Genomic DNA, 26,061 nt, shown 5'->3' on the forward strand with positions numbered 1-26,061 from the left:
TTACACTCCTTTACTTTTGAATAATTGTTGTTTTATATCATTAAGATTTATAACCTTAAAAATTAGGATCAAACTAACATAAATTATTGCTCCTAGAATAGCATATAGTCCCACGTTTAACATAGGTGATACATTCAGGAATTGTTTCACAAATAATAAAATACTATACATGAATCCCGATGAAACTATAATTTTAATCATAGATCCTGAAATCGGAACTTCTCTTAGATATGAACGGGTAAAAAATAACTGTATAACCCAGACCAGCGCCTCCGTTAAGACTGAAACGATTGCAGCTCCAATATAACCGAATTTTGGAAGAAAGAGAAGATTTAACCCAACACTGACAATAGCGGGAATTGTGGTTGAAAGCATAAATTCTCTATTTTTATTATGAGGAATCAAAATTTGAATTCCCATGATATTAGTCCAGCCAATAAAGAACATTCTAAAAATCATGATAGCTATTGCATAACGCGCCTCTTGAAAGTCTTCCCCTAAGAAAAAGTGAACAAAATTATCATTTACAATTAACATTCCAGCTATAATAGGAAAAATAACTACATTATAAATCAAGAAAGCCATCTCATGCATCTTATTTACAGCTTTATGATCACCCTCTGATAATAGACTAGATACTCGTGGCAACATGACACTCCCCAATGAAGTTACTAAGGTCAATAAAATATTCACCAATTTCAAAGCCTGATCATAAATTCCCACATCTCTTGTAGAAGCTAGCGCTCCTAACATCGTACGATCCAAAGTAACATAAAGCGAGATAGCAATCTGCGGTAAGAATAGCAAAATAATAGGCTTCAAATGATGTTTGGCGTATCCTAAATCAAAATGTGGTTTTCCAATAAATTCACGGGCTGGAACCCACATACTTAACTGACCTAACAATTCAAATGCTGTTAAAAGAAAGACATACAAGTATAAATCACTCGCTGATTTTATAAACAAGAAAATGGCGCTTACACCAACAAGCTTCACTGTGATATTCCTTACCGTAATCTTACGAAAATCTTCTAATCCTTGAAAAAGCCATGAAATATCTAGACCTTTAGAAAACAAACTCAATCCCAATATATACGCCACTGGATTTTGCATTGTAGAGATTCCCATGCACAAGAGAATATATAAGAGAATCGATAATAATGCTGCACCAAATTGTAGGGTGTATATACCCCAGAAATTTTTTTTGATTTCCTTTCGGTTACCTGAAATCTCCTTAGTCCCATAGTTAGCAACCCCTAAAGTCGCTAACAAGATGAAATAGGTAACAATAGAATTAAAATAACCATAAATACCCAGATCATCCGAACTAAAGATTCTAGTAACATAAGGGGTGGTTATAATTGGTAGAATAATTACCAATAATTGATATGAGAGATTATAGGCATAATTTTTAAGAACTTTCATTATTTTTTACTTCTAAACATATTTTTATTAATCTACAAATTTACAATTCAAAACTTGATTTATCAGGGAATTTAGATTGAAATGTTTGATGTATTTTTTGATCATATTCAGAAAATTTCCCATCTTCATCCGTATCGTTGATACAAATAATCTTGTATCTCTCATTTTGAATAGCTTGCTGTATTTGTTCAACTTCCCAAATATCAAAATACTTCCCAAAATGAATGGATTGAGGCATAAACTTACCTGATTCCACATTCCAGTGAGACATAACATAATGACTAATATCCGATAATTGTCTAAACCTATGGGAACTAACTTCCTCCAACAAATCCATTTCTTTTTCCCAGACTAAATTAAAGGTCGATTTCAAATGTGATAAACCAATATGATAATTTTTATATCCTAAAATCCCCGAATAAAAAATACTGAAAATATTACCAACTAAATACTTTCCTAATCTTAAACTATAAAATTTGTGCCATTCTGAAAATGGTTTCCTTTTCCGTTGAAAATGTTTGTTCATCAGAATTGTATTATTTAACTCAATATGATTGAAACTTTCACGTGGAATTATAGGTAAGTAAATACCGAAATCTTTTGGAAGATTTTCTTTAAAGAAATCATCTGCTGTAGTAGGAGCAGCAAAATACATATCATCATTTAACAATATAAAGTTCTCACTTAATTCTTCGATTCTATGTAAATTCAATTCAATCACATTAGAATTATAAGTCGGAAGATATTCCAGAGGTATATAATCAGTATGTTTTACAATTTTTAATTTTGGATTCTTTGTATTCAACCATTCTGGTACATGACCGTAAGTTATAAAGAAAATTCGGTTAATCCAACCTGCATAGCGTTCTACTGCCCGAAACCAGTACTTGAAATTCTCTGATGGTCTGTAACGATTTGCATTATTTGATTCTGACCATTGAGCACCAGATTCGTATAGTCTCTTTTCTTGTAACCATTCAGGGTCTGTACCATCAACCCAAGTAACAACAAGATCTATTTTATTATTCATATGTTTCTCCAAAGAATCTATTCAATTATCTTATTGACTGCAGATTTTAAATAATATCCTTCTTTAAGTTTTGTCATAATGTTTTTAGTATTAGTTACCAGTTGCAGATATTCATCCTGAGTGAGTCTTTCCAGTCTTTCAGATAATTCAAATAGACTATTAACTGCTAAACCAACTCCATTTTTTTCAACGAAGTTTGCTTCTGCTGAATCTTTCCATACAATAACAGGTAATCCCGAAGAAAGATACAAAGATAACTTATGAGGATTATTGTATCTTAAATAATTTCCTGTCACTCCATCGCAAGTATCTAAACTTTCTCCATCCCATACTAATCCAAATCCACCATTTAAATGATTAGGAACTTCTTCTGGAGCAAAAGCACCTAAATAAGAAACATTAGAAACATCTTCTATAGGATGATATCCAATCCCCATCAATTGAAAACGAATGCTAGGAACCTTATCCAACTGATACAAATAAGGGCTTTTATCAGGTGATAGATTCCCAGCTACTGTAACTGTTTTTGAATATTCAATTGATGATGATACGCTCTTATCATTTAGATAATCAAATATTTCTAAAACAACTAGTCTCTTTTCATCTACTCCATACTTAACAAACCAATCTTTCATTTCTTCATTATGAACAATGATTGAATCAGCAAAAGATAGCATTTCATCAAACTCTTTCTGATAGAATGGATCATCATAAATTCCTCTGATTAATTCAACATCATGAACTAACGAAATTATTTTTACTTTTTTCTTTTTCAATTTTAAAAGACTCGGTGTTCTTCCAAAATGATTTCTGCGATAAGGATGTTGTAATAATAAAACATCTCCTTCAGACAATTTATTTAAAACCTTATTCCACTGTTTATAAAAAGAAAGTTGTCTTATTATTTTAGAAACAGGTGATTTATCCTCAGGCTTATGGCGTACAATTTCTATTTTTTCGAATCCTAATTCTTCCAAAATATTAACACAATCATTGGTGGCTTTACTCCCCGCGTGCATGTGTGTCCCATACGATTCAACAATCTGATATTTTTTCATTCAGTTCTCCCAAAAGTATATTCTGTAAAGTCAATGCTTGAGTTTCAATTTCAAATCCTTTTAGCTTAAACCTTTCTTTTATTTCAAGTTCAGTTGATCTAGGTATGTCTAATAACTCAAGTATAGTTTTTGCCCAAACAGTAATCGAGTCATCTAGAGATAGGTAACGGATTGAATCTAATATTTTCAATTCTGTCGTAACTGCATCACTCACCAAAACAGGTAATCCATTCGCTTGCGCTTCGACAGCAGATAGAGGCAATCCCTCAAAAATTGAAGGCAAAACGAAGAGATCTAGGGAACTTAACCATTTCTTTATATCATTCTGACTTCCTGCCAGCAAGACTTTATCTTCAATTCCATAAGATTTTATTTTTTCTTTAATTAAATCTACAGTTGAATTTGCACCCGCAACTTTACCGATTATTACTAAGCGAAGATTAGGATTTTTCTTGCAAGCTTCATTAAAAACATCTATTAAAAAAGGTTGATTCTTTTGGATATCTAGTCGACCAACATTGCCAATAACTTTACAATCATTCCACCCTAACTCTGTTCTTAGATCAAGTCTATCCTTTTCTGAAAAAGAAAAGTTATCTATATCAATAGCATTTTGTATAATTTGCACACTTGATCGAATTTTATCGGTGAACATATAATCTGCAGCTATTCCAGAACAGGCAAAAAAATGAGTAGCTATTTGGGGCAATTTTGAACGATTCAAATTATGTAAAAATTTTCTTACTCTATTCCCTTTGAACATTGAACTATGACTATGAATAATTCGAGTTTTTATACCATATTTTTTTGCATATTTTAACAGATCGAGATTGGGAATTGCCATCGCATTATACCAAATCGCATCATATTTTTTTCCTTCCGTAGCAAAAAATTCTCTTAATTCTCTCATATATTTAAGAGGATTTTTCCCTTTACGAGGTAAATAATACACTCTTGATCCTTTTGAAATAATCTCGTCTTCAAATACGATAGGTTCTCTAGTTCTTTTAATAAAATCGACTTGAAACTTAGATGGGTCAAGATGACGATAATAGTTCATTATAAATGTTTCAGTACCAGCAAGAACAGGAGACATTCCTGTCATTAAAATTTTATAGACCATTACATCTCCTTTGTTAACTCAATAACCAGTCTCTTCGTTTGCGGATATTTCTCAATATCAAATTTTCTTGAAAATAGGTATCCATTTTGTGCAGCATCTCTCAATTCATGTAAATCTTTTTCACTATCAGTCCATGTATATGGTTTTCCGTCCCACCAGTTAATATAGCGTAAGTTTCCTTGAAATTCTTCTTTATAGCCATGGTTAATTGATGAATCATACACATTATAGTCTGTTCGTTCTTTATTTAAAATCATTGGTAGAAACACTTCGTCATTGAGAAAGGACTTTTTAAACATCTTCTCAATATCTGCTTCTCTATCTATCAATAATTGCACAATATCGCTTGGTAATGAGACCCACTGACTGGCTTTCATAGGACTAACATTAAATAATTTATATCGATCAACTCTGAGTAGTTTTTGAATCCATACCTCTAAATTACGATAAATCTTGAATGCAAGCTTACCTATGGCACCAGGTAAAGTGCGATAGGTAAAACTCTCAAAAAAGTGATAATATTTAAATCTATTTATATCCTCACCGTTCTCCTCTATATTCATAAAAGTAAGGAAGGAGTAATTTGGATAATCATCAAAGAAATTATGGATTCTCTGCTGAGAACTCAATGGTAAGTCTACGCCACTTATTAAATGATAAAAATAATAAGAATCTCCCCTAGACGCTGCTTTAAATAAAAGCATTTCAGCTTCAATTTGTGAATATCCACCCCAACTAACTGCAACTCTTTCTGTAAAATAAACTTTTGATAGATTAGTACTAGATTCAATTAAATTCTTCTGAGAGTCATTAAAATTTGATTTTTTATCAACATGAATAAAAATATCATTATTTTGATGATCCAATAAAGAAACCAAAAATGCCAGTTGTTCAAACTGATTGTGTGCTAGTATTAGATATGCATGCTTATGCACCATAATTTTTTATCCTTATCATAGTATTTATCGCGTTTGCAAATAAGTTATACGACGTTGTAAAAAGTATAATCAGTATTTTTCTACTAACAGGAATGGCCTGTCTTAGTAAAATTTTCTTATTTTTCTTCAATTCGTCTACCATAGACTTTATTTGAACTTTATATACTATACGAATGTTTTTATAATCTAAAGAAAGAGCTATTTCTGTTAAGAGAGCTAGGTCTGCTCTATAGCGATTAATTTGAGCCCACTCTTTATACCTATTATTATTACTTTCGTTAGCATACTGGCATACTAAATCCCAACCTTTTAAAACATCAAAATGTTTGGACGTAAATTTGGCTGTTAAGCCTGACGTGTTAATAAAATAATTATAAACAATTTTATCAGTGACAACAATTGTTTGTGAATTTAGAATATAGCGAAACATTGTTGGAACATCCTCTGCAAAAAATCCAGAGGGGAACTCGATTCCTTCTACGACTCTTCTTCTATACAATTTATTCCAAACATAATACTCAATTGTTTGACTTTCAATCTTAAAGTATCGTTTCGCATACTCTTCCTGTGTTAATAGGTATGAAACAGGTGTATTTTTTGGATGTTCTACAACATTTGAGGTCCTAAATACCCCTCCAACAACCATGTCTGCATTTTGACTTATAGCTTGTCCCAACAAAAATTCAATCGCATCAAACTCGAGCCAATCATCCGAATCTAGAAACATAACATAATCACCTGTCACATTTCGTAGTCCAGTATTTCTTGCTTCAGATAGGCCTCTATTTTCTTGGTGAACCACCTTAGCTCTTGAATCTTTTTTAACAAACTGATCACAAATAGCTCCTGAATTGTCTTTAGAGCCATCATTTACTAAAATAATTTCTATTTCTTTATATGTTTGATTCACTATAGAAAACAAACATCGTTCCAAGTACTTTTCTACATTATATACAGGAATAACTATACTTACTTTTATCATTTTTCTCCATTATTCAATTGTAATTTATCTTCAAAAGTAGGGTAATATCGATTCATCAATACACCAATTAAAATTAAAAAAATATTATAGTGAAGATTTAAAATTAGATCATCTATCATCGCATGGAAACTTAAAACAATAAGGATTAATGATAATACATACTCTTTTCTTTTTAAAAGAGTATGTAAAGTCAATGTCAAAATTAATAACAATATACATAATACAAACAATCCATAACGCTGTAGTATTTGTATGTAGAGATTATCAACATACAAATACTCACTTAATCCTCTTTGTCCATTTATGTCTAAACCATTTCCTATCCAATTTATTTTTTGTCCAAATAAATTATAGCCATAAATACTCAATGAACGATTTGCGTAATAAATCCGACCACCCAAAAAAGTGTTGAGTTTTTGACTCAAATCATTTAAATGAGTACTTGCAAAATTCAAGTACATCTTAGCCAATAAATAACTAAAGTATGCGTTAATTAGATACGTAAATCGAAAACCTTTTAATATAAAATGAGAAGACTCCAAAAACGATGGATACCATTTCATCATTAAATTAATACTAAGTAATAAAAGTGAACCAATAAAAGTTAACCTTGAATCTGTTTGATGGAAAATCCAAATTGTTAATACAAATAAAAAAAACAAACGTTTATAGCTTATCTTATCTTGAGTTAGAAATAATGTTATTGCTACAATGTTCAGCATCACAGTAGATGGAAACAATGAGTATCGAAATCCCAAAAAATGTCGGACTCTCCCTAACGAGAACTCTACGTAATTTGGAATATAACCTATTTTACTACTTAGAATAACAACTATCAAAATAAATAGACTAATATATAAGGAAACTCTTGCTACATACCTAAATGGAACATTTCTTAATCCAAATATAAATAGACTACTAATAGCCAGAGTCGATAGAAAGCCGGCCACACTACCAACTAAAACATAAACAACTAAAATTCCAAAAAGAGATACTGTATTTTGGAAATTAAACTTATTACTAATTATCTCTTTTGTCACTAAAAAAATAATAGAAGTGATAATTATAAAATAATAAACTACCCCAGATACATATTTAGCATAAAATGTTGTATTTAATAGAGAAACAAACAAAAACAATGCTAGAGCAAATAAACTTAATGTTTCCCCCAATGTCAATTTTTTAATTTTTATACTCATATTCAAGTCCTAAAAACTCTGTCCATACTTCTTTCCGAAAAATTTGGCCATTAAGAAAGATTTTCCTTTTTCAAACAAATCCACTTTCTCCATATACATAAATGGGAGTTCTTTTGGCTTAATGTCCTTATGTTTCAACCACACATTAAATAACAATTCACTAACACGACCGAATAGTCTAGCTTCAAATGGTGTTAACTGGGATACATCTATTTGCTCATACATCATGTCTAAAATAGGAAATAACCAAGAAAAATACTGACCTGCTAAATCTTTTTTCATAATAAACATATTGAACATGTAACCACTACGTTGCTTCATAACCTTATCAAAGGCCGTTAAATATTCTGGGCTTAACTGTTCAATTACATCACGAGCAATATCAAGATGATTTCCATCCAAAGTATGGGCATAGTGTGAATAGAGCGTTTCAATATAATATCGCCTCTTCTTAGGAACTAAAACATCATTTGTCAAAAGAAGATTATCTAAATCATCTCGAGATAAAATAACTTCATCCATACTGATATAATCTGAATATCTTTGTGATCTTTTGGTAAAATAACGGCGATAGTGTACCAAACCTAGATAATCACAGTCTAAGTTCTTCCACGCCCAGTAAAGTCCTGTTAATTCACAATAATATGGATTTAAAGATGAAATATTATCACCAGTATTATCTCCAATAAAACCGATATCTGATTTTCCTTCTCTCCCAACATGTATTGGAAGATAAAGAGTATTATCTTGAGGCATTTTAGCCTTCTTGTGTGTTGCCACAATGACTTTTACATCTATCAATCTACTTCGCTCCATCTCTCATAAATACAACTTTAACTGTCTTCAATAAAATTTCAATATCTTTCCAGATTGTCCAACCGTCTATATAGGCCACATCTAATTTGACAACCTCATCGAAATTCTTGATCTCACTTCGTCCGCTGACCTGCCATAAGCCTGTTATACCAGGTTTAAAACTTAGACGGCGTTTTTGTTCTGGGGTATAGTGCTCATACTCGTCCACTGTTGGTGGTCGTGTACCAACTAAACTCATATCTCCCTTTAGAACATTGTAAAATTGTGGCAACTCGTCCAAGCTAGTCTTCCTTATAAAACGACCAATTTTCGTGATACGAGGATCATCGTCCACCTTAAACATTCCACCCTGCATGGTATTTTGTTCCATGAGTTCTCTTTTTTTCGCCTCGGCATCTACACACATAGAGCGAAACTTATAAAAAGTGAACTGGCGCCCATTTTTTCCTATGCGCGTCTGAGCAAAAATAGCAGAGCCCCCATCCTTTCGAATCAAAGGAACCAGTACAATACTGACTAGACCACATAGTATCAGCCCTACCAATGCACCCACGATATCAATAATCCGCTTAGCAATCACGTGGCTAGTCTTATAAAATGTTGTAGAAAAAGTCACAACGTTTAATCCTGCCATCTCACGAATTTGCTTGTTACGTGCCAAACTACGATCAAAAGCATTTAGATTGACTGTTACATCAATTCCCATCGTTTCAAACTGAGAGACAAGCTCTCCAATATTGTATTTTTCACTCGGAAGATTGATAAAGACTTCATCGACCACCTCATGAGTCGCAAAGTCTACTATCTCCTCCTCTGCTACTACCTTTAAAGAATTATGCTGAAAATCTGGTTTATCTAAAACACTGACGGCTACCAACTCCCCAACAATCTCATTTGATTCTATTAATCTATCCAGTACCTTTTCGACACGAGAAGTCGCTGTAAGCAAGAGAATCTTCTTACTTCCTTTAAAATTGGGATAAGCTCGCTTCCAATACCACTTGATAAATAGGTTTAGCACATAGACTAAGAGAGCATGTAATGTGAGGAAGTAAATCATGCCTAGTCTGGAAATACTAAATCGATCTTCTAAGAAAAAATTAGAAATACTAATCGCTAGCGCAAAGAATAGGATATATTTCAATGTTTGGACAAGTTCAAGCAAATATCCCCTTTTAAAGAAATCTTGTCCATAATCACTGATATAAAAGACAAAATAGTGGAGGATATAAAGTGCAATAGCTGTTGTTGAAACAATCTCCGTTTCTCTCACAGCACTAAGTAGATAAGTTAATAAAACAACAAGAAAACTCTGGATTATGGCCAATGCAGGCTTTACTACTTTTCCATTCATCTCTATCTCCCCCCAACCTATTTTTTATTTTTTACCGTAATCTCCATAGTTCCCGTAAGAACCGTATTTGTCTACTGAAGTATCGAATTTATTCAACACAACTCCTAAAAACGGCTTCCCAGTTTGTTCCAACTGTTCTTTCGCTTTTTGAATATCCCGTCGATTTGTTTCACCTGCTGCTGTCACTAAAATAGAAGCATCACATTTTCGCGTAATGATAGCTGCATCAATCACGACACCGACAGGAGCAGTATCTACAATGATATAGTCAAAATATTTACGCAAGGTTTCAAGCATTGTACTGAAATTCTTACTTTGAAGAAGAGCTGTCGGATTTGGTGACACAGAGCCCGCTTGAATGACAAAGAGATTTTCGATATTGGTATCACAAAGCCCTTGTGACAGGTCTGTAGTTCCTGATAGAAATTCTGTCAGACCTGTAATTTTATCCCTTGCTTTAAAGACACCTGACATAACAGAATTGCGAATATCTCCATCAATCAGCAGCGTTTTGTAACCTGCACGCGCAAAAGCCCAAGCTATATTAGTGGAAGTCGTTGATTTTCCTTCTCCTGGTTTCACAGAAGTGATAGAAAATACTTTCAAATCATCTCCACTTAACTGTAGGTTCGTGCACAAAGCGTTATAATATTCCTCCGCCTTTTTTACAAGATCCAATTTTTCCTGTGAGATTTCTAACGTTGGCATAACTTCCTCCTATTTTATTTTGTCTAAATCTGGAACGACTCCTAGAAGTGGAATTTGCAGTACATCTTCGACATCTTCAGGACGTTTCACACGGGTATCGAATAACTCAATCAAAAGAACAGTAATTACTGTTACGACGGTTCCTCCAAGAAAACCAAACAAGGTGTTGCGTCGAACATTTGGAGAAGAGGGAGTCGTGGCTGGTCGCGCTTCTTCAAGTGTCGTTACATCAGATACTCGCGTTACAGCGATGATCTTTTCTGCAGCAACTTCTCGTAGAGAATTAGCGATGCGACTGGCTTCCTCTGGTTGTTTATCCTTGACAGAGATTGAGACGATACGAGTGTCGGCTGGTACAGTCACTTGAACTTTGCTAGCTAACGCTTTTGCTGGTATATCCAATTTCAAATTTGTCGCTACCTTTTCCAATACATCCTGCGAAAGGATAATTTCGCGGTAGTCTTTTACCAGATAAGAGCCTGCCTGCAAGTCCTGATTTGTCAGTCCCGGCTTATCTCCTTGATTACGGTTGACTACGTAAATACGCGTGGTGCTCGTATATTCTGGCTTAACAATAAAAGTGCTATATGCAAAAGCTCCCGCACCTGTCACAAGTGCCACTAATAAAATTATTAGCTTGCGTTTCCACAAGGTTTTAAGTAATTGAAATACATCGATTTCTATCGTATTTTGTTCTTTCATCATTTCTCCTAAATTAGTTGATCCATTACAATTTTTCGAGGATTGTCTATAAAAAGTTCCTGAGCCTTCGCTTCTCCGTATTTTTGGGCAATAAGGCCATAGGCTTCTGCCATATGAGGGGGTCTACCTTCTAGATTGTGCATATCACTTGCAATGACATGAACCAAATCCTGCTCTAAAAAATACTGAGCTCTTTTTTTCATGAATTTATAACGTTCTCCAAAAAGTTTGGGTTTGAGGACATGTGAACTATTTACTTGCGTGTAACAGCCCATATCGATCAGCTCTCGAACGCGTTTTTCATTATTTTCAAGAGCATCATAGCGCTCGATGTGGGCAATGACTGGAGTAATTCCCAACATCAAGATTTTACTCAAGGCACTATGAATATCGCGATAAGGGGTGTTCATACTAAACTCTATCAAGGCATAACGACTATCATTGAGGGTTGGAATCCGCTTTTTTTCCAGCTTATCCAGAACATCTGGTGTGTAGTAAATTTCAGCCCCATAAGCAATGACCAAGTCACTCGCAACTTCCTTAGCTATTTCCCGAACCTGAAGAAAGTTTTCTGCTATCTTCTCTTCCGGAGTTTCAAACATGCCCTTGCGACGGTGAGAGGTAGAGACAATGGTTCGTACCCCCTGCCTGTAGGCTTCTGTCAAGAGAGCCTTGCTTTCCTCTCTTGACTTGGGACCATCATCTACATCAAAGACAATGTGCGAATGAATATCAATCATTTCATCTGCCCTCCAACACGTCCTGAATAGCAGTTTTGACAGATGCAAGGCTACTGTCGTCAATTTCCATCATATAGAGGTTACTATCTGGCATCGCATAAGAAGGAAGATCCATCCGTCCCGTACCTTTCAAGTCTTGCGAATTCACTTTGTAAGTTCCGCCACTTTCTAACTGAGCGTTGACGAAGTTCATCATAGTCTCAAGCGGCATGTTTGTCTGGATAGAATCTTGCAAGCTATCAATGATCGTACTATAATTTTTCAGTGCTTCGGTCGACGTTAATTTTTGAAGGATAGCCACAATCACCTTTTGTTGATTGCGCCCGCGGTCACGGTCCCCATCCGCTAGGGAATACCGCTCGCGAACAAAACCGAGAGCCTGTTCTGAATCAAGATGAACATTGCCTACAGGATAATACTTTCCATTAGTATGGGCCGTGAATTCTTGATCATTGTAAACATCGATTCCACCTAAAAGATCAATCAATTTCAAAAATGAAGTGAAGTTTAATCGCACATAGTAATTGATATCCACTCCATAGAGATTTTCTAAGGTGTGAATGGACGAATCAACTCCATAAATGCCCGCATGGGTCAATTTATCTTTTTGATTATTTCCACCATCCGCGATTGGTACATAGGCATCACGTGGCGTTGTGGTCAAGAGGATTTTCTTGGTATCTCGATTGACAGTCATCAGGATATTGACGTCTGAACGCGACACCGAACTAATAGGACCATAGGTATCAATTCCACTAACATAGATATTAAAAGACTGACTCTTAGACGTTTTAGGAGCTTCTACTTTTTTAGTGAATCCCTTAGTATAAATCTTTTTTATCTTCGATGCGTAGTCTGGATACTCTGACTCGATAATGTTTTCAAAGACACTATTTAGGACAATGGCTTTGGTATCTCCTGCAATCAAACTCTTGTAAGCCGCCAAGTAAGACGAACTCTGGTCGACCGTCAAATCGGTATTCTGACTTGACTTGATATCAGCTAGTAGTTTTTGAATATTTTCATTATCAGTCCCAGTCGGCGCTGTCACACTCGTCAGTTGCGTAACATTTCCAACCTCACTATCTGCTAAAACAGCAACACTGATAGAATATTCTGAGTAATTAGAAGTCGCATTTAAACGATTGGTCAATCCAACAAACTGCTGTACTGCAAAGAGCGACACAGAGCTGACAAGGATAGAGAACACTAACAGAAAAATAGTAAATTTTTCAGCTTTTTTATAGATAATCAAGAGCAGCCCCACCAAGGCAACTAGTAGGACTAAGGCAGTTGCCACTAGATTAAGATATCTAAAAGCAAGGATATGGTATTTAAAAATAAAAAACAATAAAAAGCCAGCCAACAATAGATAAACAGCTAACAAGGCTATGTTAACGCTTCGTTTTACTCTCCTCGAGCGAGATCTCTTTGAACGTTTCGTCATGACACTCCCCTATACTATAATAATTAAAGTAATTATATCACAAAAGTAAGGTAAATTCCATTTATTCCCACAATTCTCAGCGTTTTCATTCATTTTTTCTTAGCTATATTTCGAAGTGACTGTTTTCATTATTTAGGGGCTTGAGCAAACAAAAATAAGATCCCTTGCAAGAGACCTTATTTCAACTTTTTATTTGATATGATTTTCAAATTCTTTTTGACTTTGTTCGATGGCTTTTTTTCTTTCTTCTTCCCACTTAGTCTTGGCTTCATCAAATTGTTTCTTGGTAACAGGATCTTTTTGCAGTCTCATGTACTTGTAGTTGTTTCCATCACCTTTTATTCCCACTAAAGAGTAGGCACGTGTAAACGGAGTTACTTTAGTTACAGAGGCTGTACCACCATTTGACATAGCAGACATGACTAGAGAATTGTCAATCATCCAAGCTTGAGCTTCAGCGTATTTTTCATAACGCTTAGCGACATCTTGATTCTCAGCATCTGCTTCTTTTAGAAGTTTTGTATAGGTATCGAGCCCTAAACTCTTAATGAGCTCTTGGTCTTCCTTGGCATCAAGACCAAAAATCTTGAGATAGAAACCAGTTTCAGCATTGAAGGGGTCTAGATAAGTTGATGGATCCTGGTAATCACCAACCCAACCATCAAAGTTTAGGTCGTAGTCACGAGCTGCTGGATTTGGTGCTAGGAAAGCAACATTCCCAAAGTCATCCGTTGAAAGTTGCTGAACATCAACAACGACATTATCAGAACCTAGTACTGTTTCAAGGCTTTGTTTAAGCGAATTCATCCCAGAAACTGCATTTTTATTGGTTTGATCAACTGGGACGTCCAAATGGATTGGGAAAGTCACGCCTTGGGCTTCTAATTCCTTTTTAGCTTCCGCAAATTTTGCTTGGGCCTTTTCCTTGTTAAAGTAAGCATCTTGAGCATCCGCCAAATTGATGCCTGACCACTCAGTCCCGTAGTTCACAAGCTTAGAAGCTGTCACTTCTCCAAAGGTCTTATCTCCAATCTGGACAAAAGTTGGGGGAACTAGAGTATTACGAAGGGTCTTACTTGCTGCTTCTTGTCCGTTAGATTGAGCAGAGTAGGCTGTTCGATCAATACCAAAGTTGATAGCCTGACGGAAGTTTTTATTTAAGATAGCTGTTTGAGTAGATTTCTTTTGTTCATCCGTTGTTTTAGCAGTATGGTTATAGGCTTTACGGTTAACATTAAAGTTGAAGTACCAAGAAGTCTTATCTTGCAAGCTATAAACGATATTGTCTTGGTATTTTTCTTTTGTCTTGGCATAGTTGGAGCTATTTGGATAGACTCCCGCAAGCGTATAGGCACCACTTTCAAAGTTTCGAATGGTCATCTCCTGATCAGAGCCATCAAAGTAGGCCAGTTTAACTTTCTCAATGGTCACTTTATCATGATCATAGTAGTGTGGGTTCTTCACATACTCGATTGAAGATTTTGATGTGAAATCTTTTAACAAGTAAGGGCCATTGTAAAGGATGCTGTTTGGCGTCAAGGTTCCAAATTCTTTATCCTTGGATTTTAAAAACTCTTCGTTAACTGGGAAAAGGATACTGTTGGTTGTCTTTGAGTTCCAGTATGGCTCTGGTCGAGTCAAAGTGTACTCAACCGTATAGTCATCCAAGGCTTTCACACCAACCGTTGTGAAGTCATTGGTCACACCTGTCACATAGTCATTCAATCCCTTGATAGAGTTTTGGATGAGATCCATGGCTTGACCCTTGTTGTCCACAGCATACTTAATCCCAGTGACAAAGTCTTGGGCTTTGACTGGAGCGTACTCTTCTCCATCAGCCGTGTACCACTTGGCATCTTTTCTAAGTTTATAGGTATAGGTCAAACCATCTGATGAAACAGACCAGTCTTCAGCTAGAGCTGGCACGAGGTTCCCATAGCTGTCATTTTCTAGCAAACCATCTACAAGATTGGTAATAACGGCAGTATTATCTGCATAATAGTCTAAAAGATAGTTAAATGTCGTCGGATTTGCACCAAATGTTGATGAGAAGGTGCTTGTATCTGTATTGGACTGTCCACAAGCTGAAAGTAAAATCCCTGTAGCTAAGACAAGACCTGTCCCGATCAGTCTTTTTTTCATTTTGATCATCATTCACTCCTTTATGTCACTTTTTATAACATAACTATATTTTATCAAATTTATCCTAAATTGTAAAGTTCCTAGTTTTACGACGACTGATGTCTCAAAATCAGAAAAAGGAAGCACAGATTTTCTGCAACTTCCTTTTCTTTTATAGACTATTTGACATGTTTTTCTAGCTCTTTTTGGTATTTGGCATTTGTTTCAATTTTTTCTTTCTGCCATTTCTTGAGAGCTTCTTCGTATTCTTTTGTAGTCACGACATCCTTTTGCAGCTCCAAACCTTTGAATACAAACGGGTCTCCCTTGATTCCGACTTGAGAGTATGCTTTTGTGAATGGTACAGTACGGCTAACAGTTGGAGAACCACCTGAAGAGGCAACTGGGATCAAGAGCGAACTATCCGATACCCAGGCTTGGGCTTTAGCGTATTTTTCGTAACGCTTATTGAGGTCGCTTGTTTCAGATGCGGCATCATCCAAGAGTTTCTTGTATTCGTCTAGACCGACTTGAGCCATCACTTCTGGGTCTTTTCCACGAGTGAGCCCCAAGTGTTTAAGAGCAGAACCTTTCTTAGCATCAAGAATGTTTAGGTAGGTAGCTGGGTCTTGATAGTCTGGTCCCCAACCAGTTCCGTTCAAGTCATAGTCTTTTTGAGATGGTACTTTGGCTTGGGATGTAATACTCATTTTTTCATTATCGGTCATTTGAAGGACATCGACAATGACATTCTCCGTACCAAGTGTTGATTCGATAGACTGCTTGAGTGAGTTAGTCTGTTGAACGGCAATGACATCGGTCTGTTCAACTGGAACATCCAAACGGATTGGGAAGGTCACACCCTTAGCCTGCAATTCTGCTTTAGCCTTTGCAAAGGCTGCCTTGGCTTTTTCAGGACTGTAAAGCGTATCCTTACCATCAGTAAGGGCTACATCTTTCCATTGGTCCCCGTAAGAAACCAGCTCTGCCTGAGCCAACTCTCCAAAGGTCTTTTCACCTACTTGAACGTAGTCATGAGGCACTAGGCTGTTACGGATAATTTTGTCCGCACCTTCTTCACCATTCAACTGAGCAGTGTAAGAATGACGGTCAAGGGCAAAGTTCAGCGCCTGACGGAAGTTCTTATTAAGAAGAGCTTCTTTTGTTGATGTTTTTTGAACCTCGTCTGTTTTAGCTGTTTTATTGTAAGACTGGCGATTTACGTTAACAGTGAGGTAGTAGCTTGTCGCTTCTTGTGGACTGTAGACAATCTTATCACCGTACTCTTTCTTAGTTGACTCAAAGTTTGAGCTTGTTGGGAAGAGACGAGCTGTTGTATAAGCACCTTGTGTAAAGCTTCGAATCAAAGATTCTTGGTCGGAACCATCATAGAAGGTTAGTTTAATGTTGTCAATCTTAACATTGTCCTTGTCCCAGTAGTTCGGATTCTTTTCATATTCGATGACTGATTTTGAAGTCAATGATTTCAAAAAATAAGGACCGTTATAAAGAATACTTGATGGTGTTGGTGCACCGTAGTCGCTCCCTTTAGAATTCAAAAATTCTTCGTTAACTGGAAGCATGGTAGCAGTTGTAACTTTAGAGTTCCAGAAACTTTCTGGTTTGTTGAGCGTATATTCAACCGTGTAATCGTCAACAGCTTTCACTCCTACAGTAGAAAAGTCATTGCTTTCTCCACTGATGTAGGCAGCCAAGCCTTTGATAGAATCTTGAAGGAGAGAGAGGCCGTCTGATTTACCATCAGCTGCGTGTTTCAGACCCGTAACAAAATCCTGAGCCTTGACTTCAGCATACTCTTCTCCTTCAGAAGTATACCATTTTACACCCTTACGAAGTTTGTAGGTATAGGTCAAGCCATCTTTAGAAACGGACCAGTCTTCTGCAAGCGAAGGAATCAAGTTCCCGTATTTATCGTTTTCCAAGAGGCCATCGACAACGTTGGCTATAACGTCAGAAGTTGAGCTCTTGCTCGTCACGCTGTAGTCCAAAGATGATGGATCTATTGCATAGACATAAGAAAATGTCTTGGGAGCATCAGCCTTTTTTTCACTTTGTCCACAAGCGGTTAACAGTAGGGCCGCACTCAAAACAGCACCTGCTCCTAAGAGCCACTTTTTCGATCTCATAAGTAATCTCCTTAAAGATAGTATTTTCACCATTATACCCTATTTTTTTATAAAAGCAAGAACTTTCGCATAATTTTTTAGAAAATTCTAACAAATATTTTTTAAAGATTTTTACACAATTTTTAGTAAAAAACCTCAAGCTTCAAAAGCTTGAGGTTTGCTCATTTTAGTCAGTCATTTCCACACAGAAAGCATCCCATGGAGCCAAGACCTGTTTCTCAACTGCTCCTTGAGCCACAGTGTTTTCAATCAAGATAGATTTAACTTTTCCTTTTACTGAGAATTTTTGTTTTTCATTGGACAAATTAGCCACAACTAGGAAGCGACGGTCCCCGTCCTTACGGATATAAGCAAAGACCTTATCAGCCGTATCGAGTAATTCAAAATCAGCACGAATCAACCAGCTGTTCTCTTTACGGATCTGGATGAGTTTCTGATAGGTATAGAAAATAGAATCTGGATTTGCCAGTGCTTCTTGAACGTTGATTTCTTGGTAGTTTGGATTAACGGCTAACCAAGGTTGACCTGTTGAGAAGCCAGCATTTTTACTCTCATCCCATTGCATCGGGGTACGGGCATTATCACGACCGATGACACGGATGCTGTCCATGATTTCTTCAATCGGAACGCCTTTTTCAAGAGCCTCACGCGCATAGTTGAGGGATTCTATATCTTCTACTTGATCCAGTGTTTCAAATGGATAGTTGGTCATCCCAATCTCCTCACCTTGGTAAATATAAGGTGTTCCTCTCATGAGATGAAGCAAAATCGCAAAGGCTTTGGCAGATTTTTCGCGGTACTCTTGGTCATTTCCCCAGATAGAGACGATACGAGGGAGGTCATGGTTGTTCCAGAAGAGGGAATTCCAGCCGTCTTCAACTCCTAATTCTGTCTGCCATTTGTTAAAAATCTCTTTTAACTTCCCTACATTTAACTCTTCTTGGTAGTGCCACTTAGGTTGCCCTTCCTGATACTGAAGACAGATGTGCTCAAACTGGAAGACCATAGACAATTCTTGGCCCTTCGGATCAGAGTAAAGCTTGGCAATTTCTGGCGTTGCCCCCCAAGTTTCTCCCACTGTCAAGAGATCTTTATCCCCAAAAGTCGCCTGATTCATTTCCTTGAGATAGGGATGGAGCATAGGACCATTATTAACTACCTTCTCGTCAGGAATCTTGCCAATCATATCAATGACATCCATACGGAAACCGCCAATTCCTTTATCAATCCAGAAGTTCATCATCTCATAAATTTTCTGGCGAAGTTTTTCATTCTCCCAGTTGAGATCGGGCTGTTTCTTGCTGAAAAAGTGGAGATAGTATTGACCCGACTTTTCATCGTATTCCCAAGCAGATCCACTAAAGATAGAATCCAGATCGTTAGGCTCATCCCGCCAGATATAGTAGTCACGCTCAGGGCTGTCAGGATTTTCACAGGCCTCGACAAACCAGGCATGCTCATCCGAGGTATGATTGACTACCAAGTCCATGATGATACGAATATCACGCTTCTTAGCTTCTGCGATCAGTTCATCCATGTCCTCCATAGTTCCAAAAATAGCCGCAATCGCTTGATAATCAGCAATATCATAGCCATTATCATCCATAGGACTGTCATAAACGGGAGAAAGCCAAATCGCTGTAATTCCAAGCTTGGCTAGATAGTCTAACTTACTCGTAATTCCTGGCAAATCGCCAATTCCATCTCCATTACTATCCATAAAGCTCTTAGGATAGACCTGATAGACTACGGCATTGTGCCACCATTTTTCTTGCATCTGTTTACCTCAATATTTTAATAATTTATAATCTATGATAGCGCTTTTTAAAACTTTATGCAAGCGTTTGCCTAATCTTTTTGATTTCTTTTTTAGCTCCGTAGTTTCCTAATTCCCATTTTTTTTATATAATAGAGGTCAGAGGTAAAAAAATGAAAAAACAAGCTTTTAGTTCTGAACAATATTTGAATCTACAGCGCGACCACATTTTGGAGCGCATTAACCAATTTGACGGCAAGCTTTACCTAGAGTTTGGCGGCAAAATGTTAGAAGATTTCCATGCTGCTCGTGTATTGCCTGGCTATGAACCTGACAACAAAATAAAGCTCTTGCAAGAGTTGAAGGAGCAAGTTGAGGTTGTGATTGCTATTAACGCTAGCAACATCGAACATTCCAAAGCACGTGGTGACCTAGGCATTTCTTATGACCAAGAAGTTCTTCGTTTGATTGATAAATTTAATGAACTGGGAATCTTTGTCGGCTCCGTTGTCATTACACAATACGCAGGTCAACCCGCTGCAGATGCCTTCCGTAACCAGCTCGAGAAAAACGGAATTGATTCTTATCTTCATTATCCAATCAAAGGATATCCGACGGATATGGATCACATCATTTCGCCTGAAGGAATGGGGAAAAACGACTACATCAAAACCAGTCGCAACTTGATCGTCGTAACCGCTCCTGGACCTGGTTCTGGAAAATTGGCAACTTGTATGTCCAACATGTACCACGACCAAATCAACGGGATCAAGTCTGGCTACGCTAAATTTGAAACCTTCCCAGTTTGGAATCTTCCCCTTCATCACCCAGTCAACTTGGCTTATGAGGCTGCCACAGCTGACCTTGATGATGTCAACATGATTGACCCCTTCCATCTCCAAACCTACGGAGAAACCACAGTCAACTACAACCGTGATATCGAAATTTTCCCAGTGCTCAAACGCATGTTGGAACGCATTCTAGGAGAGTCTCCATACGCTTCTCCAACAGACATGGGTGTCAACATGGTTGGTTTTGCTATTACAGATAATGAAGCTGCTATCGAAGCCTCTAAACAAGAAATCATCCGCCGTTACTATCAAACCGTTCTTGATTTCAAAGCCGAAAAAGTTGGGGAATCTGCTGTCAAGAAAATCGAGTTGCTCATGAACGACCTCGGCATCACACCTGCAGACCGCAAAGTTGCTGTCGCCGCTCGTCAAAAAGCAGAAGAAACTGGCGCTCCTGCCCTAGCTCTCGAATTACCATCTGGCGACATTGTCACTGGCAAAAACTCAGAACTCTTTGGCCCAACAGCTGCTGCTTTGATCAATGCCATCAAGAAATCTGCTGCTATCGCTAAAGAAGTGAAGTTGATTGAGCCTGAAGTTGTCAAACCAATTCAAGGCCTTAAAATCAACCATCTAGGTAGCCGTAATCCGCGCCTACACTCAAATGAAATCCTGATTGCTCTTGCCATCACAGCTATGGAAAATCCTGATGCTGCGCGCGCCATGGAAGAACTTGGCAACCTCAAAGGAAGCGAAGCCCACTCAACCATCATCTTGACCGATGAAGATAAGAATGTCCTTCGCAAACTAGGCATCAACGTAACCTTTGACCCTTACTACCAATACGATCGCTTGTATCGGAAGTAATTAAACAAGGCTGGACAAAAACTCAATTTGAGGGAAAAAGCCAGTAAATCTTTACATGATAAAAAAATCAAACGCATAATATCAAGTCTTTTGAATACTTGGTATTATGCGTTTTTATGATTTTCCATTCTCATTTATTTCAATGAAATTGTCAACTCGACACAGGCTCCTCCTTGATCTGGATTGAGCAGGGTCAGACGACCAGCATGTAAGAGAGCGACCTGCTTAGAAAAGGCTAAGCCGATTCCATGATGGGGATTAGCCGAATTGCGGCTTTGGTCACTCTGGTAAAAGAGTTGGTCTGCTCCCAGCAGCATCTCCTCCGAAAATGCAGGGCCGTTGTTCCAGATAGCAAAAACCAACTGGTCCTGTTGTAATGATACCGTCAGTTTCACTTCCTTTTGGTCCTGATTAGCATGTTCAAGCGCATTCAGTAAAATATTGAGCAAAGCGCGCTTGAGATAGTCCAAGTGAATCGACAAAATCAGACTAAGATCACAATCTTCTTGGAAATAAAAACAATAGCTTTCCTGTTTGCTGAACAGTTCCCAATCGTCCTGCAAATCAGCTAAAAAGTCCCCTAAGGAAAGCTGACTAAACTGATTAGAATCAATCTGAAAAGTCTTAGCGTAATCAATCAAAGAACCACAATACTCTTCCATCTTGTGACTGGCCTGCAAAATCTCAGCAGCATAGTCTGCCTGTGGCTGGCCCAACTGCGCCAATTCCAAGAGCTCAGCATTCCCCTTAATCACAGTTAGGGGCGTCTTCAAATCGTGCGATGTCGCTGATAGCTGTAAAATCAACTCCTGATTATGCCGCTGCTCTCTTTCTAGAAGACGAGCATTTTCTTGGTGGCTGCTCCGTAAATCGCTGTAGACTTCTAGCATTTCCTCAATCCGAAAAAGCTGGCTTTGATTTTCTTCTAAAAGCTTCTTGCTCGTTAGCATTTTTATTTCCCTGTCGATTTTTCGGAGCAATTTCAAAATATGATAAAAAGTAATCAGTAGCAAGCTCCCTGCCCAAAAGAACAAGGTGAAAAGGGCATAATCGCTGCCTTGTGTAAATTCATAACCTATAAGCACAAAAATCAAAACATGAAAAAAGACGATTTTTAAACTGGTTGTCCAGACTAGGCTTTTGAAATTACGGGTTCTAATTGCCATCTATAGCCTACTCCTCTCACTGTTGCGATTGCTTGCAGCCCTTCTTGTTTACATTTTTGACGAATCTGATATACGTACTCTGAGATGGAGCGAAGCTGTGTTTCTGAACTTTCTGGGTAAAGCAAGGTATGCAGGCGTTCAGCTGAAAAGGTCTGCTTGGGATTGCTAGCTAGTAAATGCAGCAACTTAAACTCTCGCTCTGAAAATTTCAAGACTTTACCAAAACAGGCAACTTCATAGCGATCCGGATAAAATTGACAAGAAGAAATTTCAGAATATCGCTCCTCACGTCTTTCCTCCCGCCGAAGATGAGCTCTGACACGCGCCAGCAATTCTTTGGTCCCAAAAGGCTTGACAATATAGTCATCTGCACCACAAAAGAGCCCTTCCACCTTGTCCGCCTCCAACTCCTTAGCTGTCAAAAAGATGATGGGACACGAAAGATGAGGACGAATGTAGGAACACAGCTCAAAACCATTAACAGGCTCCATCATCACATCCAGCAGAATCAAGTCATATCCGACAAAATGCGTCAGCTCTAGGTCTTTTATCCGATCAAGCGTCGTCACATCATAAGCATCGAGCTCTAGGACGTTTTTCACCAGCTTCAAAATGCTCCGGTCGTCATCAACCACCAAAATACGATACTGTCTCATGATTTTCATTATAGCATACCTCTAGCGAACATCTCGTTTCAAGGTTAAGAATATAGCAGAGCTCCAAACTAAAGCTAACCATAACAGCTGTATTCCCAGCCCTGATAGATCTATTGACTGCTGAAGCCCTTCATACTCAAAAAGATTTAGGGTAGCCAGATCGGGTAGGTATTTTGCTTCTTTGATGAAAGTCGCCAATAAACGGCTGAGACCAATCAAGAGAGGAAAGAGTACCGATACCGGTACAACCCAAGATTGAAAGAGCAAAGCGAGGCCAGCAGTTAAAAAAGCCAGAAAAAGATTGCTGAGAAGACCAAAAGAGCTGTAATAGAGGAATTTCCCCAGTAAGGACCAGCTAAAGTCTAGGTCAAAACGAGCTAGCATAACAAGGAAACAGCTGCCTATCATAACACTATAGAGAACCAAGAGCAGCACGGCCAGAAAAAGGAATTTCCCAGCCAACCAAGCCTTTCTATTTGATACGGTTAGAAAATTCGTTCGCATCCCTGACTTGACAAACTCCTGGGCAAAATAGAGGGAAGTAAAGATGACGATGACAGGCTGCGCCAGATAGAGGGCATGCAAAGTCTCGCTCAGAGCTTTCGTCTGGCCAACTGCTGTCTGACTATAGTCAAGATTCATCAGAAAAAAAGGAACGACTACCAGAGCCACCAAGGCGGCACCAAGAGCGAGATAGTAAGAACGGAACTTAATCCATTCACTTCTAAGCAGAGCTTTTATCATCAGTAGCGCCCTCCTAAATCCGTCTTCAAAAAGCGCAGAGAGGTCATGCCGCCGACGACTAGTAACCATGCGCCTAGTATCAATAGTCCTTGCAAGGGATTGTTGGCATATTGGGAAGTTGGCGTTGCCACAAACAACTCTCCAGCTGGCTGTGGCAGATAAGCTCCCCAACTCGTGTGAGCTGCCAGGTAGTTTCCCAGATTATAGATTTGGGGTACGAGAAAAAGCAGAGGAATTAACATGGTCCGAGCCAATAAACCTAACAAAAATGAAAGGATTCCCAATAAGGTCAGAGATAAGATTTTCCACAAAATCAGACTCCAAGCTGCCTGATTGAGCAGAATCGGATCAAGCCCTTCCTTTCCTAAAGCCATGTGCATGACTATATAACTAAAGTAAATTGATAAAAAGCTAGTGGCAAGAGAAAAGCAAGTAAAGGTCATAAGTTTCCCCACAAGCAGCTTCAGGCGGTTATTACAGGACAAGAGGCTGGTTCTCAAGCTATGAGACTGAAATTCCATAGCTCCCAAAATTCCAGCTAAAATGACCAAAACCATGCCCGCCATAGAGGCACCGTTGAGACCCAGATATTCCAGCGGATCAATGGCTTCTGCCAGACCGGGAACCGTCTCAGGTGTGGCATCCAAGCCAATAGACAAATACTGTCGCCCCTCCAGCCAGGATACAGCAGGCACCAATAGCAGCATGAAGGCCATACTCACTCTGAAAGCCTTGGTTGAGCAAATTTTCAACCATTCTGAATGCAATAAGGACATCGTTTCTTTCATCTTAAACCTCCTCTGTCAAATCAAAGAAGAGGTCTTCTAGACTGTCTGAATCTTGTAGCACCTCTTCCAATCGTCCCTGCTCAATAATTCGCCCATGATGAATCAAGACTACATCATCTGTCACCATTTGCACTTCTGATAGTATATGAGAGGATAGAAGTACCGTTTTCCCTAAATCAGCCTGCTGACGAATGAACTTTCTAAACCACTTAATTCCACTTGGATCCAGTCCATTGGTCGGCTCATCTAATATAAGAAACTGAGGATCACCCAGCAAAGCTGCGGCCAGCCCCAGCCGCTGACCTTCCCCCAGAGACAGGCTTGACAAGAGGTCCTTCCTCTTATGAGCAATTCCTGTCATCTCCAAAACCTCATCGATCCGAGACTTGGGAATAGCATTACTCGCCGCAATAATCCTCAAGTGGTCATAGACCTTTCGATTTGGCAGACCGCCAATGCCGTCAAAAGCTGCACCTACCGTTCTGAGCGGATAAGTCATTGACTGATAGGTTTGCCCATCAAAAGTCGCCGTCCCTGCTGTCGCCCGATCTAACCCTAAGAGAATCCTCAAGGTCGAGCTCTTGCCAGCACCATTTGGGCCCAGAAAAGCTGTAATCCGACCACTTCTAGCTGTAAAAGAAATATCTTTTAAAATCTGCTTGCTGCCATGCTTTTTGCAGACTCCTTCTATTTTCACCATATGTTCCATACTGAACTCCTTTATCTTTATTTTCTCCAGTATATCCAATCTAGTTCAGAATTAGTTCAGAGATTAAACAGAAATTTCAGAAAAAGTTGATCCACTTTTCAAAAGTCACTCTAGCTTCATTAGAAAGAACTCAGTTTTTCTTTTCCTTTATCTTTATAATCCTGAGGGTTTTGTATGGAGACTTTGTTATAATGCTAGTCTCAAAAAGTCATTTATCAAACTTCATCAAGAGCAGTCTTTATGATATAATGAAAGAAGAAAACTGAAAGGATTTACCATGTCAAAAGAAGTTATTGTTGAAAGTTTTGAACTTGACCACACCATTGTTAAAGCACCTTACGTTCGCTTGATTGGGGAAGAAACAGGACCAAAGGGAGATATCATTTCCAACTTTGATATCCGCTTGGTGCAACCAAATGAGGACTCTATCCCTACTGCTGGACTTCACACGATCGAGCACCTCTTGGCCAAACTCATCCGTACCCGCATTGACGGTATGATTGACTGTTCACCATTTGGTTGCCGTACAGGCTTCCACATGATTATGTGGGGTCACCATACCAGTGCTGAAATCGCGGCTGTTATCAAGGATTCGCTCAAGGAAATTGCTGAAACCACTACTTGGGAAGATGTCCCTGGAACAACCATCGAATCTTGCGGAAACTACAAGGACCACAGCCTCTTTTCTGCTAAGGAATGGGCGAAGCTCATCCTGGAACAAGGAATCTCAGATGATGCCTTTGAGCGTCATGTCATCTAAACACAAAAAGGAACCAGCTTTTTAGCTAGTTCCT

23 protein-coding genes are annotated in these 26,061 nt (G+C 38.1%); 2 read left to right on the forward strand and 21 right to left on the reverse strand.

The genetic code is table 11. The annotated features are described in order from the left end of the window. The 16 genes from M1F97_RS07130 to M1F97_RS07205 all read right to left on the reverse strand — a co-directional run bounded on the left by M1F97_RS07130 (position 1) and on the right by M1F97_RS07205 (position 19,567). Positions 1-1,425 carry a flippase gene (locus M1F97_RS07130; RefSeq protein ID WP_247944658.1) on the reverse strand — a complete coding sequence of 475 codons (1,425 nt, stop codon included), beginning with the start codon at positions 1,423-1,425 and terminating at the stop codon, positions 1-3. 40 nt (positions 1,426-1,465) lie between these two features. Then, positions 1,466-2,455 carry a Stealth CR1 domain-containing protein gene (locus M1F97_RS07135; protein ID WP_247944659.1) on the reverse strand — a complete coding sequence of 330 codons (990 nt, stop codon included), beginning with the start codon at positions 2,453-2,455 and terminating at the stop codon, positions 1,466-1,468. A 17-nt stretch (positions 2,456-2,472) separates the two neighbouring features. Then, complete coding sequence (locus tag M1F97_RS07140; RefSeq protein ID WP_247944660.1) at positions 2,473-3,513, reverse strand: glycosyl transferase; 1,041 nt, start codon at positions 3,511-3,513, stop codon at positions 2,473-2,475. Then, a complete protein-coding gene (locus M1F97_RS07145; RefSeq protein ID WP_247944661.1) occupies positions 3,491-4,636 on the reverse strand; it encodes a glycosyltransferase family 1 protein in 1,146 nt (381 codons plus the stop codon). Before M1F97_RS07145 ends, M1F97_RS07140 begins: the two co-directional genes overlap by 23 nt. After that, positions 4,636-5,574 (reverse strand): beta-1,6-N-acetylglucosaminyltransferase, encoded by a 939-nt coding sequence (locus M1F97_RS07150; RefSeq protein ID WP_247944662.1) that lies wholly within the window; start codon positions 5,572-5,574, stop codon positions 4,636-4,638. Before M1F97_RS07150 ends, M1F97_RS07145 begins: the two co-directional genes overlap by 1 nt. Further along, positions 5,564-6,556, reverse strand: coding sequence for a glycosyltransferase family 2 protein (locus M1F97_RS07155; protein WP_247944663.1), 993 nt, complete (start codon positions 6,554-6,556; stop codon positions 5,564-5,566). The genes M1F97_RS07150 and M1F97_RS07155 overlap by 11 nt, the downstream gene beginning before the upstream one ends. After that, complete coding sequence (locus M1F97_RS07160) at positions 6,553-7,755, reverse strand: polymerase (protein ID WP_247944664.1); 1,203 nt, start codon at positions 7,753-7,755, stop codon at positions 6,553-6,555. The genes M1F97_RS07155 and M1F97_RS07160 overlap by 4 nt, the downstream gene beginning before the upstream one ends. Before the next feature lie 9 nt (positions 7,756-7,764). Beyond that, a complete protein-coding gene (locus M1F97_RS07165; protein WP_432654195.1) occupies positions 7,765-8,571 on the reverse strand; it encodes a DUF4422 domain-containing protein in 807 nt (268 codons plus the stop codon). After that, complete coding sequence (locus M1F97_RS07170) at positions 8,558-9,925, reverse strand: sugar transferase (RefSeq protein WP_247944666.1); 1,368 nt, start codon at positions 9,923-9,925, stop codon at positions 8,558-8,560. The genes M1F97_RS07165 and M1F97_RS07170 overlap by 14 nt, the downstream gene beginning before the upstream one ends. 24 nt (positions 9,926-9,949) lie before the next feature. Further along, entirely contained in the window at positions 9,950-10,633 is a 684-nt protein-coding gene (locus M1F97_RS07175) for a tyrosine-protein kinase (protein ID WP_247944667.1), read from the reverse strand. A 9-nt stretch (positions 10,634-10,642) separates the two neighbouring features. Further along, positions 10,643-11,335, reverse strand: a complete 693-nt coding sequence (gene cpsC / locus M1F97_RS07180) for a capsular polysaccharide biosynthesis protein (RefSeq protein ID WP_247944668.1) — start codon at positions 11,333-11,335, stop codon at positions 10,643-10,645. An 8-nt stretch (positions 11,336-11,343) separates the two neighbouring features. Then, positions 11,344-12,075, reverse strand: a complete 732-nt coding sequence (cps4B, locus tag M1F97_RS07185; RefSeq protein WP_247944669.1) for a capsular polysaccharide biosynthesis protein Cps4B — start codon at positions 12,073-12,075, stop codon at positions 11,344-11,346. Position 12,076: 1 nt separating this feature from the next. Then, complete coding sequence (locus M1F97_RS07190; protein WP_247944670.1) at positions 12,077-13,522, reverse strand: LCP family protein; 1,446 nt, start codon at positions 13,520-13,522, stop codon at positions 12,077-12,079. Between the two features lie 189 nt (positions 13,523-13,711). Continuing rightward, positions 13,712-15,673, reverse strand: coding sequence for a peptide ABC transporter substrate-binding protein (locus tag M1F97_RS07195; protein WP_247944671.1), 1,962 nt, complete (start codon positions 15,671-15,673; stop codon positions 13,712-13,714). Between the two features lie 149 nt (positions 15,674-15,822). Beyond that, a complete protein-coding gene (locus M1F97_RS07200; protein ID WP_247944672.1) occupies positions 15,823-17,790 on the reverse strand; it encodes a peptide ABC transporter substrate-binding protein in 1,968 nt (655 codons plus the stop codon). A 166-nt stretch (positions 17,791-17,956) separates the two neighbouring features. Next, positions 17,957-19,567, reverse strand: coding sequence for a glycoside hydrolase family 13 protein (locus tag M1F97_RS07205; RefSeq protein WP_247944673.1), 1,611 nt, complete (start codon positions 19,565-19,567; stop codon positions 17,957-17,959). Between the two features lie 152 nt (positions 19,568-19,719). On the opposite strand from M1F97_RS07205, the gene M1F97_RS07210 reads away from it, so the two are divergent. Next, the gene (locus tag M1F97_RS07210) at positions 19,720-21,204 is read left to right on the forward strand and encodes a DUF1846 domain-containing protein (RefSeq protein ID WP_247944674.1); all 1,485 of its coding nucleotides are present in this window, start codon (positions 19,720-19,722) and stop codon (positions 21,202-21,204) included. Positions 21,205-21,338: 134 nt separating this feature from the next. Here M1F97_RS07210 and M1F97_RS07215 read toward each other — a convergent pair whose 3' ends face one another. From M1F97_RS07215 to M1F97_RS07235, 5 genes are read right to left on the reverse strand one after another with little or no spacing between them, the layout of a single operon-like run. Further along, positions 21,339-22,370: a sensor histidine kinase gene (locus M1F97_RS07215; protein ID WP_247944675.1), complete on the reverse strand. Its 1,032-nt coding sequence runs from the start codon at positions 22,368-22,370 to the stop codon at positions 21,339-21,341. Next, on the reverse strand, positions 22,337-23,035 hold the full coding sequence (locus M1F97_RS07220) for a response regulator transcription factor (protein WP_247944676.1): 699 nt from the start codon (positions 23,033-23,035) through the stop codon (positions 22,337-22,339). The genes M1F97_RS07215 and M1F97_RS07220 overlap by 34 nt, the downstream gene beginning before the upstream one ends. A gap of 12 nt (positions 23,036-23,047) precedes the next feature. Then, positions 23,048-23,770, reverse strand: a complete 723-nt coding sequence (locus M1F97_RS07225) for a lantibiotic ABC transporter permease (RefSeq protein ID WP_247944677.1) — start codon at positions 23,768-23,770, stop codon at positions 23,048-23,050. Next, a complete protein-coding gene (locus M1F97_RS07230; protein WP_247944678.1) occupies positions 23,770-24,558 on the reverse strand; it encodes a lantibiotic ABC transporter permease in 789 nt (262 codons plus the stop codon). Before M1F97_RS07230 ends, M1F97_RS07225 begins: the two co-directional genes overlap by 1 nt. A 1-nt stretch (position 24,559) precedes the next feature. Then, on the reverse strand, positions 24,560-25,267 hold the full coding sequence (locus M1F97_RS07235) for an ABC transporter ATP-binding protein (RefSeq protein WP_061423412.1): 708 nt from the start codon (positions 25,265-25,267) through the stop codon (positions 24,560-24,562). Between the two features lie 277 nt (positions 25,268-25,544). Here M1F97_RS07235 and M1F97_RS07240 point away from each other — a divergent pair, with 277 nt between their 5' ends. Continuing rightward, positions 25,545-26,027, forward strand: coding sequence for an S-ribosylhomocysteine lyase (locus M1F97_RS07240; RefSeq protein ID WP_247944679.1), 483 nt, complete (start codon positions 25,545-25,547; stop codon positions 26,025-26,027). Positions 26,028-26,061 lie beyond the last annotated feature (34 nt).

The organism is Streptococcus oralis (assembly GCF_023110435.1).
GTDB classification, from domain to species: Bacteria; Bacillota; Bacilli; order Lactobacillales; family Streptococcaceae; genus Streptococcus; species Streptococcus oralis_CF.